At 55.4% G+C, this 16,045-nt stretch carries 13 protein-coding genes; 8 read left to right on the top strand and 5 right to left on the bottom strand.

The window, feature by feature from the left end:
- Nucleotides 1-123 precede the first annotated feature (123 nt).
- Both ACUN9X_RS12070 and ACUN9X_RS12075 read left to right on the top strand, forming a co-directional pair.
- A complete protein-coding gene (locus ACUN9X_RS12070; RefSeq protein WP_445473270.1) occupies nt 124-684 on the top strand; it encodes an LOG family protein in 561 nt (186 codons plus the stop codon).
- Nucleotides 685-734: 50 nt separating this feature from the next.
- Nucleotides 735-1,931 carry a M24 family metallopeptidase gene (locus ACUN9X_RS12075; protein WP_445473271.1) on the top strand — a complete coding sequence of 399 codons (1,197 nt, stop codon included), beginning with the start codon at nt 735-737 and terminating at the stop codon, nt 1,929-1,931.
- 17 nt (nt 1,932-1,948) lie between these two features.
- On the opposite strand, the gene ACUN9X_RS12080 is transcribed toward ACUN9X_RS12075, so the two are convergent.
- The 4 genes from ACUN9X_RS12080 to ACUN9X_RS12095 form a co-directional block, all read right to left on the bottom strand.
- Complete coding sequence (locus tag ACUN9X_RS12080) at nt 1,949-2,800, bottom strand: aldo/keto reductase (protein ID WP_445473272.1); 852 nt, start codon at nt 2,798-2,800, stop codon at nt 1,949-1,951.
- 66 nt (nt 2,801-2,866) lie between these two features.
- Complete coding sequence (gene glpD / locus ACUN9X_RS12085) at nt 2,867-4,396, bottom strand: glycerol-3-phosphate dehydrogenase (protein WP_445473273.1); 1,530 nt, start codon at nt 4,394-4,396, stop codon at nt 2,867-2,869.
- A gap of 175 nt (nt 4,397-4,571) precedes the next feature.
- Entirely contained in the window at nt 4,572-5,330 is a 759-nt protein-coding gene (locus tag ACUN9X_RS12090; RefSeq protein ID WP_260037868.1) for a DeoR/GlpR family transcriptional regulator, read from the bottom strand.
- Nucleotides 5,331-5,495: 165 nt separating this feature from the next.
- Nucleotides 5,496-7,448 carry a sigma-54-dependent Fis family transcriptional regulator gene (locus tag ACUN9X_RS12095; protein ID WP_445473274.1) on the bottom strand — a complete coding sequence of 651 codons (1,953 nt, stop codon included), beginning with the start codon at nt 7,446-7,448 and terminating at the stop codon, nt 5,496-5,498.
- 325 nt (nt 7,449-7,773) lie between these two features.
- Between ACUN9X_RS12095 and ACUN9X_RS12100 the strand changes: the two genes are divergently transcribed.
- The 6 genes from ACUN9X_RS12100 to ACUN9X_RS12125 all read left to right on the top strand — a co-directional run bounded on the left by ACUN9X_RS12100 (nt 7,774) and on the right by ACUN9X_RS12125 (nt 13,857).
- The gene (locus tag ACUN9X_RS12100; RefSeq protein ID WP_260037866.1) at nt 7,774-8,862 is read left to right on the top strand and encodes an ABC transporter ATP-binding protein; all 1,089 of its coding nucleotides are present in this window, start codon (nt 7,774-7,776) and stop codon (nt 8,860-8,862) included.
- 6 nt (nt 8,863-8,868) lie between these two features.
- Nucleotides 8,869-9,969: an ABC transporter ATP-binding protein gene (locus tag ACUN9X_RS12105; protein ID WP_445473275.1), complete on the top strand. Its 1,101-nt coding sequence runs from the start codon at nt 8,869-8,871 to the stop codon at nt 9,967-9,969.
- Nucleotides 9,966-10,832 (top strand): carbohydrate ABC transporter permease, encoded by an 867-nt coding sequence (locus ACUN9X_RS12110; RefSeq protein ID WP_260037864.1) that lies wholly within the window; start codon nt 9,966-9,968, stop codon nt 10,830-10,832. The genes ACUN9X_RS12105 and ACUN9X_RS12110 overlap by 4 nt, the downstream gene beginning before the upstream one ends.
- An 18-nt stretch (nt 10,833-10,850) precedes the next feature.
- A complete protein-coding gene (locus tag ACUN9X_RS12115) occupies nt 10,851-11,651 on the top strand; it encodes a carbohydrate ABC transporter permease (RefSeq protein ID WP_260037982.1) in 801 nt (266 codons plus the stop codon).
- Between the two features lie 31 nt (nt 11,652-11,682).
- Entirely contained in the window at nt 11,683-11,958 is a 276-nt protein-coding gene (locus ACUN9X_RS12120; RefSeq protein WP_445473276.1) for a DUF2160 domain-containing protein, read from the top strand.
- 156 nt (nt 11,959-12,114) lie between these two features.
- Entirely contained in the window at nt 12,115-13,857 is a 1,743-nt protein-coding gene (locus tag ACUN9X_RS12125; protein WP_445473277.1) for an ABC transporter substrate-binding protein, read from the top strand.
- A 70-nt stretch (nt 13,858-13,927) separates the two neighbouring features.
- On the opposite strand, the gene ACUN9X_RS12130 is transcribed toward ACUN9X_RS12125, so the two are convergent.
- Entirely contained in the window at nt 13,928-15,811 is a 1,884-nt protein-coding gene (locus ACUN9X_RS12130) for an alpha-amylase (RefSeq protein WP_445473278.1), read from the bottom strand.
- Between the last annotated feature and the right edge of the window lie 234 nt (nt 15,812-16,045).

Consider the following 16,045-nt stretch of genomic DNA (forward strand, 5'->3'; position numbering starts at 1 on the left):
ATGCTTCAATACACTCTATACAGGAACCTCGCAGGCTGAAGCCTGACGGGGTTCCGCCATCTTGTGCCGGGCCTGGTACCGGCATCGTCGCACTCTGCGAGACATCAAGGAGATCCCGTCCCGATGAGAATCGCCGTATTCTGTGGCTCAAGCACCGGTTCAGACCCCGTTTTCACCGATCAGGCAAAAGCCCTTGGCAAGCAAATAGCCGAGGGCGGGCACAGCCTTGTTTACGGTGGGGGAAATGTGGGGCTGATGGGTATTATTGCTGATGAAGTGATGGATCGGGGTGGCAAGGTCGTTGGTGTGATTCCGCGGTTACTGAAAGAGCGGGAAGTGGCTCATGAGGATATCAGTGAGCTTTTCATTGTCGATGACATGCACGCCCGAAAGGCCAAGATGGCCGCCTTGTCTGACGCCTTTGTGGCGATGCCCGGTGGTGCCGGCACGCTGGAAGAGATTTTTGAGGTCTGGACTTGGGCCCAGCTGGGGTATCACGAAAAGCCTTGCGGCTTTCTGAATGTCGAAGGTTACTTCGATCCGTTGCTGACGTTTATTGACAGTATGTGTGATAAACAGTTTTTGAAACCGGTCTATCGTGACATGCTGCTGGTGAGCGACTCGCCAGCTGAGCTGCTGGCGTCGTGTGTCGAATATGAGGCGCCGCAATCGAAGTGGCGCTGAGTCGTTGCCAACTGGCCTGACCAGACGTTCATCAGGCACGGGAGACCGTTATGGATCACGTGGCGTACCAGTTAAAACTCAGACACATGCTGGCAGGACGAGAGTCTGCCTTTCCAGATGCCGAATATGATCGCCGCCAACGCTTGTTGAATAGCAAAATGAGCGACAACGGGCTGGATGCGATATTGATCACTCACCCCTCCGATATTTATTACCTTACCGGCTACAACACCTTCGAAGTCTCCGTTCACACCGCCCTTATCTACGGACCTGAGCGTTGCGTGCTACAGGTGCCGTCGATTGAAACCGGACCTGCAATCGCCTGTGCACGATGCGATGAGGTAATCGGCTATCGTTGGGAGGGGCCGGGCGAGGTTCTGGCGCCGCTCGCCGACACGCTTGGGAGTATGGGGCCCCGTATCGGTATGGATTGCTGGGGCGGCGGCCTGCGCCCGGGGATCGTTGATGGCTTGCGTCAACGCCTGGGTCGTCATGAACTGCTTGACGCCTCCGGCATACTCGCCAGCATCAAGCGTGTGAAGTCTGCGGTTGAGCTGGAGTGCCTGCACCAAAGCGCGCGTATCACGGAAGCCGGTATTCTGGCTGCACGTGGCGCTGTAGCTGTGGGGAGCACTGACAATAAGGTGGCGTCAGCGGCGGCAGAGGCCATGATTGCTGCGGGTAGCGAGTTTATGAGCATGCAACCCATTGTAGTCGCCGGACAGCGCAGCAGCGTGATTCACACCAACCACCGGCGTTTCACCATTGCCGACCGGGAACCGGTATTTATCGAGCTGGGTTCGGCCTGGCAGCGATACACCGCACCGATCATGCATACAGTGGTAGCAGGCAGCGAAACGCCAGATGTCCGTATGCTGAAAGTCTTCGATACCTGTCGTCATGTCTATGAGCGTTTGTTGGCAGCCATGCGCCCTGGCAACAGGTTTGGTGACGCTGCCCGGGTTGCAAATGAGGCGCTAAGACCGATTCAGGATGAGGTGTTTTTCTCCGGCGTATTCGGTTACACCGTGGGTGCACAGTTTCCGCCGTCATGGGTTGAGGGGAGCGGGTTTGTTGCGGCGGGTGAGAATGTCCAGTTTGAAGAAAACATGGTGTTTCACCTGCCGCTTTGCTTCCGGATACCCGGCGTCTGGGGTATCGGGTTCAGCGATACTGTCAGAGTCGGTATTGACGCGGCTGAGCCGATCACACGAAACGACTGGCGTCTCACGAGCAGTGGTCACTGAGTCCCGTATGGCCGGCGTCAGGGGACGGGGTTCCCGCGTGCGGCCTCTAGCAGTGTGAACCAGTCGGTCCGTGACATGCCCACTTCAGCGCCCGTCAGGGCGTCATCAATGCGGGTTGGCTTCATTGAACCCAGCACCGGAATCGGGTTGCCGGGGATCTGCCTGAGCCAGGCGATCGCCAGTGCCGTGGGTGACAAACCGGTTTCAGCGCCTAACTTCTTAAGTGCACTGGCAATGCGACCTTTCGCAAGGCTGCCGCCGCCCAGTGGCGACCAGGCCAGCCATTGCAATCGGTCCGTCAGGTGCGCTTCCAGAACCCCGTCAGAGAGGGGGGCGTTTGCGGTCAGTGAGAGTTCGCTCTGATTGCAGGCCAGTGGCAGATCGGTATTGGCTTGCAGCCAACGCCATTGTTCCGGCAAAAAGTTGGACACGCCGATCTGGCTGATCTTGCCAGCCTGTACCGCCTCTTCCAGCACGTTTGCCACGCCTTCGGCATCCATTAACGGATCAGGGCGATGAATCAGAAAGGTGTCGATCTGGTCGATGTTGAGGCGCGCCAGAGCGTTGTCGATCGCTTGCGCCACGTAGCCGGGCTCGGCCCTGTAGTGTTTAACGGTGTCGTCTGTGGCATGCACAATATCTGTTTTGGTGATGATCCGGATCTGCTCTTTGAGTGAGGGCGCATACGCCAGCGCTGCCCCGAAGGCTGATTCTGCTGACCCGCCACCATAGATATCGGCATGGTCAAAGGTGTTCAGTCCTTTATCGAGTTGCTCTCCGATCCAGCGAGCCAGCGGCCCGGCGCCTGCCAGTTCCGGATAGTCCTCCAGGCGCATCATGCCAAGGATCAACGGGGGAAAGGCGGGCATGGGTTACTCCTCCAGCTTGGGGTTAGTAGATAATTATCGGTCGGTTAGCGTGGCATAACCGGGGGCTTAAGGTAAGTCGTGATCAGGTTCATGCTGCGCAGTGGATGGGGTGTGGGTCTTCAGATAACTCTGAATATTACTGACTTGCGCGGCGGTTAGCCTTAAGCCCAGCTTTGTGCGGCGCCAGATGATGTCCTGAGCGTCACGCGCCCATTCATGGATGGTCAGGTAATCGATTTCTCGGGCGTACAGGGTGCCGCCAAAATGCTGGCCGAGATCAGTCATCGCCTGGCAGCCTTTCAACATTTGCCGTGTGCGCGTGCCATAGGTGCGCACGTAACGTCGTATCAGAACCTCATCCAACCATGGAAACTCCGCTTTGAAAGCCGCAATGAGTTCGTCCTGACTGGAGAAGTCGCCGCCAGGCATGGTGGCTTGTCGGGTCCAGCGTGGGCCTGCATCAGGGAAGAAGCGGCAGATCTGGTCTGTCGCCGCTTCGGCCAGCTTGCGGTATGTCGTAATCTTGCCGCCAAAGACCGAGATAAGTGGCGCAGTCTCGGCATTACCGTCCACTTCAAAAGTGTAGTCTCGGGAGGCTTTCTGGGCGCTGCCGGATTCGTCATCCATTAATGGGCGCACCCCCGAGTATGACCAGACAACGTCGGCTGGCGACAGGGTATTCTTGAAGTGATCGTTGACGATGCCAATCAGATATTCGGTTTCCTCAGCAGAGATCGTCGCTTTGCCGGGGTCACCGTGATAATCCACATCGGTTGTGCCAATCAGCGAATAGTCATCCTCGTAGGGTATAACGAAGATGATCCGGTTGTCGGCATTCTGGAGCATATAGGCTTCAGGCTCGTCATGGACTTTCGGCACTACAATGTGACTGCCCTTTACCATGCGGATCTGCTTCGGTGCGGGCAGGCTCAGTGTTTCCTTGAACAGGGCGCTGACCCAGGGGCCGGCGGCATTGACCATCGCCCGTGCCCGGCAGTGTCTTTGCTCACCGCTATCAACATCGGCCAGCGTCACCTGCCAGTGCTTGCCATCGCGTTCGGCCCGAAGGCATCGCGTTCGCGTACAGATCTCGGCGCCGTTTTCTTCGGCGCCTTTTGCCGACATAACAACCAGCCGGGCATCGTCAACCCAGCCATCGGAGTATTCAAAGCCTTTGGTGATCGAGGGCAGTAACGGGGAGTTTTCGTCAAAACGAATGCTGTTTGAGCCACCCAGTAATTCGCGTTTGGCCAGGTGGTCGTAGAGGAAAAGCCCGGTGCGGATCATCCATGCAGGGCGCAGGTGAGGGAGGTAGGGCAGCCGAAAACGCATGGGCCACATGATGTGGGGCGCACTGCGTAACAGTGCCTCTCGTTCGCCCAGCGCCTGACGGACCAGTTTGAATTCGTAGTGCTCCAGATACCGCAGCCCGCCGTGAATCAGTTTGCTGCTGTTTGATGAGGTGGCTGATGCGAGATCGTTCATCTCACAAAGCAAGACTTTGAGGCCTCGGCCCGCGGCGTCACGGGCGATACCACTACCGTTGACACCGCCACCTACTACAATCAGATCGAACTCGGTATTGTCTGCCGTCATGCCTCTACGTCCCCGTACTCACCTTGTTTTCAGGCGAGCCACTGTCGATGCAAATGGATTCCCTGATGATTATGGGAAACCCGCGGAGGTTCGTAAAGGAAAAGACAAAGATTGAAAACGAAAATGAAGCAGGATTCCCGGTTTCGGATGCCTGCTTCGTAGTGTTCAGTGTGGTTCAGACCACATGAAGTTCCACGGCGTTGTCGTTGAGCATTTGCTGGATTTCACGGGGCGGTGCCTGATCCGTAAAGAAATGATCGGCCTGGGTAATGTTGCCTAGCCGGACCATGGCGTTGCGGCCAAACTTGGAGTGATCAGCTGCAAGCAGTACTTGATGGGAATTGGCGATGATGGTCTGTGCCACCCGCACCTCACGGTAGTCAAAATCGAGCAATGAGCCATCAGTATGAATGCCGCTGATACCGATGATGCCGAAGTCCATCTTGAACTGGTTGATAAAGTCGCGGGTCGCTTCACCCACGATACCACCATCCCTGTTACGCACTTCACCGCCTGCGATAATGATGTTGAAATCTTCCTTGGCGGCAAGGATGGACGCGACGTGCAGATTGTTGGTTACCACTCGCAGGTTATTGTGGTTCAGTAGCGCCTGGGCAATGGTTTCGGTCGTGGTGCCGATGTTGATGAACAGCGACGCATCATCGGGGATATGCCGCACCAGGTCCTCGGCAATCCGCTTTTTGGCTTCGAGCTCCATGATCTTGCGGGTCTGGTACGCGGTGTTCACGGTGCTTGAGTCAATGCCCGCACCACCGTGATGACGCCGCACCCGGTTCTGCTCAGCCAGCTGGTTGAGATCCCGGCGAATGGTTTGCGGTGTAACCTGAAAATGATCAACCAGTTGTTCGGTGGTGACGAACCCGTTTTTCTGGATCAGTTCGATAATCAGATCATGCCGGTTAATCTGTGCCATTCCGCGCCTCTTGATACAGCCAAAACCCATGCCGGGAAAATCAGGTGACGCCATGCGTTTGATGGCACCCTGGAAGCCCGGTCATGAAGCGATTCAGCCCGCTATGGAATAATGCAACAGGGGCTCAAGTCAACTGATGTCCGATTGAAAATCTTACCTCACACCTTACCGAACACCGAGTTCCCTCAGGTGCTTGTAAATAGTGTTCCGACTGTATCCCAGTTGCCGTGCGGTTCTGGAGATATTACCCCGGTAATGGTTGTAGGTTTCCAGCAGCCGATCCAGCCCATTGTCTTTTGAATGGTCTGATGTGTTGACCGATGCTTTCGCCGTCTGGGGTTCTGGCATTTGCGCGTCACCCGCAGCGCCGGAGGGGGAGGACATCGCCTGTAAGTCCCGGATAAAGTCGTCGGGCAGGTGCCACATCTCCAGCGGATCGTTATCGGCCATTGCCAGTGCCACCTTCATAACATTGATCAGTTGGCGGATATTGCCCGGCCAGGGGTGCTTCTCGAACAGATCAAGCACCGCATCGGGCAAGTCTGGCGCCTGCTCCGGCTCCCGATGCTGGCGGTGAACCTGCCTGAATATTTCACGTTTGTCGGCGCGTTTGCGCAGCGGTGGCAATTCGATATTCAGGCCGCTGATACGGTAGAACAGATCACGGCGAAACAGGCCTGACTCGAGGTGTTCTTCCAGGTGCTGATTGGTTGCTGAGACCAGCCGGATATCAACGGGATAGGATTCCGTTGAACCCAGAGGCGTTACTTCGCGCTCCTGCAATACGCGCAATAGCCGGGCCTGGGCACGGGGAGGCATCTCACCGATTTCGTCCAGAAACAGTATGCCCTGATGGGCCTTGCGAATCAGGCCGATAGCCCCTCGTGTACTGGCGCCGGTGAAGGCACCTTTTTCATACCCGAAAAGTTCAGATTCGATCAGCTCCGAGGGGATGGCGGCACAGTTGACGGCTACCAGTGGTTGGTTGTGTCGTGCGCTGGCGCCATGGAGTGCTTTTACGAAGACTTCTTTACCGACGCCGGTCTCACCATGAATCAGGATCGGAATATCCTTGTCTGCAACACGGGAAGCCTGACGTATGCAGCGTTTGATTTGAGGGTCGCCGAATTCAATGTGCTTGAGAGGTACAGCGCCTTGTTGGCCATGCCTGTGGTAAGGCGCGTCCCGGGTCGTTGGAGGCGTGCTGGGGGACAGCGTTGTTATGGCTGGCGTGTCGAGCGTCGCTTGCTTTGGTGCAGGCCGTTTGATCAAACCGTGGAACCGTCGTTGCTGAGCTGTTGCCAGCTGCACATGGCTGCCATCTTCCATATCGCTGACGGGCGGCTGCTCGCCCGCTGAGAATACATCGGCGAGGCGCTGGCCCACCAGATCGTGCCCCAGCAGCTGCAATGCCCGGCGGTTGGCTGCACGAATGCATCCGCTTTCATCAAATGCAATCAGCCCCGACCATTCGCTGTCGAGATTATCGGCGTGGGTATTGAGCGTGAGCAAAAAGCAGGTGGTCTTATAGCTTCGCATCATCAGTCTGTTTTCGACCGCGAGCGACATCAATTTGACCATCCCCAGCGTGTGGGCCTGCGGCAGATAAGCGTCGCTGGAGACGTTGAGCACGCCGATCAGACGTTGTTCAGCATCAAGGATGGGAGCAGCACTGCCGGCCATAAAACGGTTCGCTTTCAGATAATGCTGATTACGTTGCACCTGAACGGCCTGACCGGTGGCAATAGCGGTGCCAATTGCGTTGGTGCCGCTGGTTTGCTCGAGCCAACTGCGACCTTCAATGAACAGTGATTCCCGACCGGCCTGAATAAAACGCTTGTCACCCCAGTATTTCAGAACCCGGCCGCCGTTGTCGGCCAGCACGATCATGCTGCGGCTATTGGACAAAATGTTGTCGTAATAGGGCAGTACTTCATTTTCTGTCGTCGTCAGCAATATGGCGTTGCTGTTGCGCAACGCTGCGAGGTCCTGTTCATCAAAGGTTTCGGCCTGAGGCCTGGTAGCGGGTGACAGGCCGAATTGCTGGCACCGCGCCCACGAAGCGGCGATCGCATCCGCAAAATCGTCTGATTTGCTGAGGTTTACTTGGCTGCTCAACGTATCGTCCCTGTTGTTGTTTCGTTTTTATGTTTTCGCGCGCCAGAGGATGTGGTTTTTGTTCAGTATTGTGTTCATTTTACTGACTTGTCAATGTTCACACTGATCAAGTTGATTCGTATGCGAACATTTATTGAGCAACCGAAAATATTCGGTTGAAGACAAAAAATAATAAAAATCAATATTATAGGGTGTGTGCGAAATAAAATGATGTGGACTGGTATGTTCATTGCGTTGCGGTATTCGTATTCGAACGCTCACGTGACGGATCATGCCTGCGGGAATGACATCACGGACGTCCAAAACAAAAACAAGGAAAGCGTTAATGTCGCTCACTCTGGAAAACGTCTCCCATGTTGTGGATGGCGTGCCCTACATTGCGGACGCGAACATCACCTTTGAAGCGGGCTCCTTCAACGTATTGCTTGGCCGGACACTGGCTGGCAAAACCTCGTTGATGCGGCTGATGGCCGGGCTGGATAAGCCCACGGAAGGCCGCGTGCTGGTCGACGGCCGTGACGTCACCCGCGAGTCCGTTCAGCGCCGCAATATTTCGATGATCTACCAGCAGTTCATTAACTACCCGAACCTCACAGTTTGGGAAAACATAGCGTCTCCCTTGCGGCTGGCCAAAATGCCCGAGTCCGAGATAACCCGGCGAGTTCAGGAAACCGCCGCGATGTTGCAGATCGAGCCGCTGTTGAAGCGGTATCCGCTGGAGTTGTCGGGAGGTCAGCAACAGCGTACGGCGATGGCTCGGGCGTTGGTGAAGGACGCTAGTCTGATCCTGTTTGACGAGCCGCTGGTCAACCTCGACTACAAACTGCGGGAAGAGCTGCGAGCAGAGCTCCGGGAACTGTTCCGTGCCCGCAACTGTATTGCGGTTTACGCCACCACTGAAGCGAACGAGGCGCTGGCCCTGGGAGGCGTCACCACATTACTTCATGAAGGCCGTATTATTCAGTCCGGACCGGTGATGTCGGTGTATAGGGAACCGGTCAATGTCACCGCGGCGGAACTGTTCAGTGAGCCTCCGATTAATCTGATACCCGGCCGGGTAACGGATACCGACGTCACTTTCGATAACTACGCACACCATCCACTGACGCGCGAACTTCAATCCCTGAGTCCTGCCGATTATCAGTTTGGTATCAGGCCGAGTCACATCAGTCTTGTTCCCCAGAACGAAGACGACCTGGAATTAGCCATGACGGTTGAGCTGGGAGAAATCAGCGGCTCCGAAACCTTTATGCACGTGAACAACGAGCACTTCCACATGGTGCTGCAGTTGATGGGGGTTCATGAATATCACACGGACACGCCGATCAAAATCTATCTGCCCATCAGCAAGTTGTTTGTTTTTGATGTTGATGGCGCGCTGGTTCATGCACCTTCACAACGGGCAGGGGAGTAAGCGGTCATGGCAGAAATTCAGCTCAAATCCCTCGCTCACAGTTATAGCAAGCATCCATCAGGCCCCGAAGATTATGCCATCAGGCAAATAAGCCATACCTGGCACAAAGGGGGGGCCTATGCGCTGCTAGGGCCATCCGGGTGCGGCAAAAGCACGATGCTCAATATCATTTCGGGATTGCTGGCCCCCTCGGAAGGTGAGGTTCTGTTTGATGATGTCAGGGTCAACGAACTATCGCCCAAAGAGCGGAACATTGCTCAGGTGTTCCAGTTTCCGGTGATTTACGACTCGATGACAGTGTTCCAGAACCTTGCTTTTCCATTGCGCAATGCCGGCATGGCAAAGGACCGCATCGAGACCAAAGTTAACGAAGTCGCTGAAATTCTTGAATTGGAAACGGTGCTTCACCGCAAGGCACGGAATCTTACGGCTGACGAAAAACAGAAAGTATCGATGGGTCGCGGACTGGTCAGAGACGATGTCTCGGCCATTCTGTTTGACGAGCCGCTCACCGTTATCGACCCGCAGCTCAAGTGGAAACTGCGCCGCAAGCTGAAGCAGATCCACGAGCAATTCAATATCACGATGGTGTATGTCACCCACGATCAGCTAGAAGCATCGACTTTTGCTGACAAGATTGCAGTGATGTACGACGGCCAGATTGTCCAGTTTGGCACGCCGCGAGAACTGTTCGAGCGCCCGAATCACACATTCGTAGGCTACTTTATCGGGAGCCCGGGGATGAATCTGGTCGCGGTCGAGCGGTGCGAAGAAGGGGTTCGTTTCGATGGTATGACCGTCAAACTTGGCGCCGGATTGCAATCGCTGTTGGAGCAAAGCACCTCATCCAACCTGAAGCTGGGCATTCGCCCGGAGTTTATTCAGCTGACCACCACGCCGTCGGATGACACTTTTGAGTGTGATGTGACGGACATTGAGGATCTGGGCACATACAAGATTGTGTCTCTCATGCTGGGCAATCAGTCGATCAAGGCGCGCGTGGACGAAGATCACGCTGTAGCGCCTGGAAAGATCCATGCAGGATTTCCCCGCCAGTGGCTGAAGCTCTATGTCGATGAGTTTCTGATTGAGGAGCAAGCAGAATGAACAAGATCCCTGATAACAGAGCCTGGTGGCTGGTGCTGCCGGTTTTCATTCTGGTGGCTTTTTCTGCGCTGATTCCACTGATGACGGTGGTGAACTATTCGGTGCAGGACATCTTCGGCCCCAATAGCGCTTACTTTGTGGGCACTGACTGGTTCCGGGAAGTGCTGCAAAACGAGAATCTCCAGGCGTCTCTTGGGCGCCAGTTTGTGTTTTCAGCCGCTGTGTTGCTGATCGAAATTCCGCTGGGAATCGGTGTGGCATTGATGATGCCGACATCGGGACGGCGCGGTTCCCTTTGCCTGATTCTGCTGGCCATTCCGCTGCTGATTCCGTGGAACGTGGTAGGCACTATCTGGCAGATTTTCGGCAGGGGCGATATTGGGCTGTTTGGCTGGGCGCTGAACGAGATAGGGATCAACTACAATTATACCGGCAATACCGGTGATGCCTGGGCCACTGTATTGCTGATGGATGTCTGGCATTGGACGCCGCTGGTCGCGCTCTTGTGCTACTCGGGCCTGCGGGCCATTCCGGAGGCCTTCTATCAGGCTGCCGAGATTGACCGGGCGTCCCGCTGGGCGATTTTCCGCTACATCCAGTTGCCGCGTCTGAAAAGTGTACTGGTGATCGCGGTGCTGTTGCGCTTTATGGACAGCTTCATGATCTATACCGAACCCTTCGTATTGACGGGCGGCGGACCGGGCAGCTCCACAACTTTCCTCAGTCAAACACTCACCACCATGGCGATAGGCCAGTTTGATATTGGTCGGGCGGCCGCTTTCTCGCTGGTTTATTTCCTGATTGTCCTGTTGGTGTCCTGGTTGTTCTTTACGGCCATCACCCACCTCGACAAAGAAAAGTGAGGGGCGCCTGATATGAAAATGAATAAACGCAAAGGGTTCGGGATCAGCATTTACATCGTCTTTGTACTGTTGCCGATCTACTGGCTCCTGATCATGTCATTCAAGACCAATCAGGAAATTCTGGGCGCGCTTACGCTCTGGCCGCAGAATTTCACGTTGGCAAACTATGCGGTGATCTTCACTGACCCCAGTTGGTACAACGGCTATATCAATTCGATGATCTACGTCTCAATGAACGTGGTGATCACATTGCTGGTTGCGTTACCCGCAGCCTACGCCTTCAGCCGTTACAAGTTTGTCGGCGACAAGCACCTGTTCTTCTGGTTGTTGAGTAACCGGATGGCCCCGCCGGCGGTATTCCTGCTGCCATTCTTCCAGCTCTATTCGTCGATCGGGTTGTTTGATACCCACATCGCTGTGGCGTTGGCGCACTGTCTGTTCAATGTGCCGCTGGCGGTCTGGATCCTGGAAGGGTTTATCTCCGGTGTTCCGCGTGAATATGACGAGATGGCCTATATCGATGGTTACAGTTTCCCAAAGTTTTTCATCAAGATTTTTATTCCGATGATCCGCTCCGGTATTGGCGTGACGGCCTTTTTTGCCTTCATGTTTTCGTGGGTCGAGCTGCTGCTGGCCCGAACACTGACATCAGTGGAGGCCCAGCCGATTGGCGCCATCATGACTCGAACGGTGGGGGCAAGTGGTATCGATTGGGGGGTGCTGGCGGCCGCCGGTGTTCTGACTATCGTGCCAGGCTTGCTGGTGATCTGGTTTGTACGTAATCACGTGGCCACCGGCTTCGCGCTGGGTCGGGTGTAATTGCCATGAATAAACCCGGGGGAGAACAACAATGATTGCCTGGATGTCCTGGACAATGCCGACGGCGATTTTCTTCGCGGTGATTGCGGCCATACTGCTGGTAATGACCGTTTACGAAGTCGTGTCGCCCTGTACCGAGCGCAAGGGGTTTCTGCCGATTGCGACAACGCGGGGCGACCGGTTGTTTATCGGTTTGCTTACCAGCGCCTATATTCATCTGATGTTTCTTGGGCTATCCGAAGTGAGTTTATGGATCGCGCTGGGGATTTCGGTGGTGTGGTTGTGCATCCTGTTGCGCTGGGGATAGCGCTTGAAGGTGTGAACTGACAATAGAACGAATGTTTGGAAAGTGTTTTTCAATCTGTTGCCCGGTAGTTGCTGTGCGCATGGGCATGAGCGGTGAAAAAGGGGTCTTACCGAGACCCATTCGTCTACAACTCTAACAATACGAACGAGGTTGGCTATGTTCAGGAACAATCAAAGTCCCAGAGCGCTCATGCTGAGTGCCGCCATCAGCGTTGCTGGTTTGGGGGCCGCAATGCCGGCTCTGGCAGATCAGTACTCGGATGCCGCCAAGAAATGGGTCGACAGCGAGTTCGAAACATCGACATTGACGGAAGAGCAAAAGCTCAAAGAAATGGCCTGGTTTACCCAGGCCGCCAAGTCCATGCGTGGCATGCAGATCAATGTGGTGTCTGAAACCATCGCCACTCATGAGTATGAGTCGAGTGTGTTGGCCAAGGCGTTTACCGACATTACCGGTATCAAGGTGACCCATAACCTGATTCAGGAAGGTGACGTCATTGAGAAACTGCAGACGCAGATGCAGTCAGGCCGCAACATCTATGATGCATTCATCAACGATTCTGATCTGATCGGCACACACTTTCGCTACGGCAAAGTGGTCCCGATCTCCGACATGATGGAAGGCGACGGCAAGGATTTCACCTTGCCAACGCTTGATCTTGACGATTTCATCGGCCTGGATTTCACGACTGCACCCGACGGCAAGCTCTACCAGCTTCCCGATCAGCAGTTTGCAAACGTCTACTGGTTCAGGGCCGACTGGTTCGAGCGCGAAGATCTGAAAAAGAAGTTCAAGGAAATTTATGGCTACGAGCTAGGCGTGCCGGTTAACTGGTCAGCCTACGAAGACATTGCCAAGTTCTTCAGCGAAGATGTGAAGACCATTGATGGCAAGCGCGTATACGGCCACATGGATTACGGTAAGAAAGACCCGTCTCTGGGTTGGCGGTTTACTGATGCCTGGTTCTCAATGGCGGGTGCGGGCGACAAGGGTCTGCCTAATGGTCTGCCCGTTGATGAATGGGGTATTCGGGTTGAAGAGTGTCACCCGGTTGGCTCCAGTGTCACCCGTGGTGGTGCCGTCAATGGTCCGGCAGCTGTCTATGCCACACAGAAGTATGTGGACTGGCTGAACGAGTATGCCCCGGCTGAAGCAAAAGGCATGACCTTCTCCGAGTCCGGTCCGGTACCTGCGCAGGGTAATGTCGCGCAGCAGATATTCTGGTACACCGCGTTCACCTCCAGCATGACCAAGAAAGGGCTGCCGGTCGTCAACGAAGACGGCACTCCAAAATGGCGGATGGCGCCATCGCCCCACGGACCATACTGGGAAGAGGGCATGAAGCTGGGTTATCAGGACGTTGGCGCCTGGACCTTCATGAAATCAACGCCTAAAGAGCGTCGGTTGGCTGCATGGCTGTATGCGCAGTTCACGGTCTCCAAAACGGTATCTCTGAAGAAAACGCTGGTGGGTCTGACTCCGATCCGCGAGTCTGATATCAATTCAGATGCGATGACCGAAGCGGCGCCAATGCTGGGCGGTCTGGTTGAGTTCTACCGCAGTCCTGCGCGGGTCCAGTGGAGTCCGACTGGCACCAACGTGCCGGATTACCCCAAGCTGGCCCAGCTGTGGTGGCAGTATATTTCTCAGGCAGCCAGTGGCGAAAGCACACCGCAGGAAGCATTGGACGGCCTGGCCAAGGCTCAGGACAACATCATGATGCGTCTGGAGCGGGCCAATGTGATGGAAACCTGCGGTCCCAAGCTGAACGAAGAACGCGATGCGCAATATTGGCTGGACCAACCGGGTGCGCCCAAGCCGAAGTTGGACAACGAGAAGCCTAAAGGGCAGACCGTGCCATACAAGGAACTGCTGAAGAAATGGGAAGCTGAAAGCTAGGCATCCCGGTATTCAGGCGGCAGAGAGCAGGTCTCTGTCGCCTGAAACTGGTTATGGTGATGTCCTTAAGCTATTTCCGCGCAAACACGACGATGACCTTGTCGTTTCCATTCTGTCTTGAAAAAGCATACGGTCGCTCACTGAGCATTTTATGCTGACCGCCACCAATGGCCGGATGCCGTTGTCTGAATTGTCCAAGTGTCTGCCAGTATTCAATAAGCGCGGCCACTTCTCCCGAATCGATTGCACGCCAGTTCATATCCGATCGGGTTCCCTGTTGCGGATCTGAGCCGCCGGGCCCTGCAATGCGGGCGCTTTCATCGCCGTAAAAAATCTGCGTGGTGCCGGGCGCCAGCAGTAATGCAGCGGCAACGCGTTTTTGCAAAAGCGGATCATCAGCCGTTTCGCTGCTGAACAACGCGGTGTCATGGGATGAGATGTAGCTCATAACGTTAAAGGCTTTTTCACCCTGCAGGCTCTCGGCGTATTGCCGGTAAACAGGCTCCATCGCTGGCAGGCAAAGTGCGCCCGCTTTTGCCTGCTCCTGAAAATCAAAGTTGATAACAGCATCAAAACCTTCATCGAAATAGTGACTGCGGGTAACCGCGTGCGGGAATACTTCACCCACCATCCAGAAATCCGATGCCGGCAGGGGATTGTCCGGATGCGACTTGCGGTAGTTATCCAGGGCCTGTTGTCCTGCCGCTTTGAGCGCTATCCACGTGGCGGGCTCCACGTGTTTGACGGTATCAACCCTGAACCCGTCGATACCGTAGCGGCGCACCCAGTCTGTCTGCCAGGCGATCAGGTAATCTCTAACTGTGGCGCCGTCGAGAGGGCGGGCTCTTGTATCAGCCTTGGAGGTCAGAAACGCCGGAAGGGAAACAGGCTGAGCAGACTCGGTTTTGAAGTCAGGTAAAAACGCCAGCGACCCACGAATGGGATCAATAGTGGCGTTTGGTGGCGAGTCGTAGTCAGCGATACCTGCGCGTACCCAATCTTTGCCCCACCAGTTTGCCCAGGCATTCGTGTTGTCGTAGTCAATCAGCGCGTGGTAAGCATGGAGGTTTTCCCACGACTCGGGCTGCCAGTTACCCCAGTGCTCGGGCAGGTATTGTTCAAAGCCTTCGAACAGTGCGCCGAACTTGAAGTCCTGCATATCCTGCAATGTGCTGTAACCCGGGTGATTCAGGACCACATCCATGACCACCCGGATGTTGCGTTTGTGCGCTTCGTCTACCAGTGTTCTGAATTCGGCTTCGCTGCCGTAGCTCGCGTCAGGAACGGTAAAGTCGAGCCCGTAGTAGCCGTGGTAGCCGTAATGACGAAAGTCGCCCTGATCGCCGCCACCGACCCAGCCGTGTATCTGTTCAACTGGCGGCGATATCCATAGTGCATCAACACCCAGTGCGGCGATGTAATCGAGTTTCTGCGTGAGTCCCGCGAAATCGCCACCGTGAAAAGTCCCGATTTCCTGGTCGCCGTCTGGCTGGCGACCGTAGGCGTTGTCATTTGCCGGGTTACCGTTGTTGAATCGGTCGGTCAGTGCGAAATAAACCGTGGCGCCGGCCCAACTGAAGTGCTGTGTCTCCGGCTCGACAGGTTCCAGCAGAATGACCCCTTCCGATCCCAGCGCGGGGGCAATCGTGACCTCACCCTGGCGAACCTGTACCCGTTGACCCGAGAAGGCGTCTTTTAACCAGGCTCCATCGGCAAAAGTGCTGTTGACCGGGATGGTGACCGGTGCATCATCCACAGCGCACGCCGCAGAGGATGGATTTGCTGGCTGGTCGCTGGAACTGGTCGGGGTAGTGCCCTTACTATCACCGGCACGCCTGGCTGACTCTCCGGTCGCACAGGCAGACAGAGTAGCGGCAATGGCGACGATTGTGATGCCAGTAGCAAGGGCCTTGCCGGGCAGGAAGGCATAGACGGATCTGTGTAGGGCCAACATGGGCGACTCCGGTTTTATTGTTATCGGCAAGTCCGGCGTTGCGGACGAGTTGAGACTTAACCGATATAACCAGAGTGTGGTGATTGTGGGTAGACGGAATCCTCTATGCCGGTCTACTCCCCCGTTCTACGCCTCGTCGATTAAAAACAGGGGGGATGCTCTTGTTGCCCGATTACCACAGGATTTGAAGCATCGCAGAAAAGATTGCGACCGCCCCGGTGATCGAAAGCCTCA

It is taken from the genome of Marinobacter sp. V032, assembly GCF_052645435.1.

Excerpts from the sequence above, each read along its gene's own strand:
- ACUN9X_RS12070 (WP_445473270.1), top strand. The coding sequence starts at position 124 with ATGAGAATCGCCGTATTCTGTGGCTCAAGCACCGGTTCAGACCCCGTT.
- ACUN9X_RS12075 (WP_445473271.1), top strand. The coding sequence starts at position 735 with ATGGATCACGTGGCGTACCAGTTAAAACTCAGACACATGCTGGCAGGA.
- ACUN9X_RS12080 (WP_445473272.1), bottom strand. The coding sequence starts at position 2,800 with ATGCCCGCCTTTCCCCCGTTGATCCTTGGCATGATGCGCCTGGAGGAC.
- glpD (WP_445473273.1), bottom strand. The coding sequence starts at position 4,396 with ATGACGGCAGACAATACCGAGTTCGATCTGATTGTAGTAGGTGGCGGT.
- ACUN9X_RS12090 (WP_260037868.1), bottom strand. The coding sequence starts at position 5,330 with ATGGCACAGATTAACCGGCATGATCTGATTATCGAACTGATCCAGAAA.
- ACUN9X_RS12100 (WP_260037866.1), top strand. The coding sequence starts at position 7,774 with ATGTCGCTCACTCTGGAAAACGTCTCCCATGTTGTGGATGGCGTGCCC.
- ACUN9X_RS12105 (WP_445473275.1), top strand. The coding sequence starts at position 8,869 with ATGGCAGAAATTCAGCTCAAATCCCTCGCTCACAGTTATAGCAAGCAT.
- ACUN9X_RS12110 (WP_260037864.1), top strand. The coding sequence starts at position 9,966 with ATGAACAAGATCCCTGATAACAGAGCCTGGTGGCTGGTGCTGCCGGTT.
- ACUN9X_RS12115 (WP_260037982.1), top strand. The coding sequence starts at position 10,851 with ATGAATAAACGCAAAGGGTTCGGGATCAGCATTTACATCGTCTTTGTA.
- ACUN9X_RS12120 (WP_445473276.1), top strand. The coding sequence starts at position 11,683 with ATGATTGCCTGGATGTCCTGGACAATGCCGACGGCGATTTTCTTCGCG.
- ACUN9X_RS12125 (WP_445473277.1), top strand. The coding sequence starts at position 12,115 with ATGTTCAGGAACAATCAAAGTCCCAGAGCGCTCATGCTGAGTGCCGCC.
- ACUN9X_RS12130 (WP_445473278.1), bottom strand. The coding sequence starts at position 15,811 with ATGTTGGCCCTACACAGATCCGTCTATGCCTTCCTGCCCGGCAAGGCC.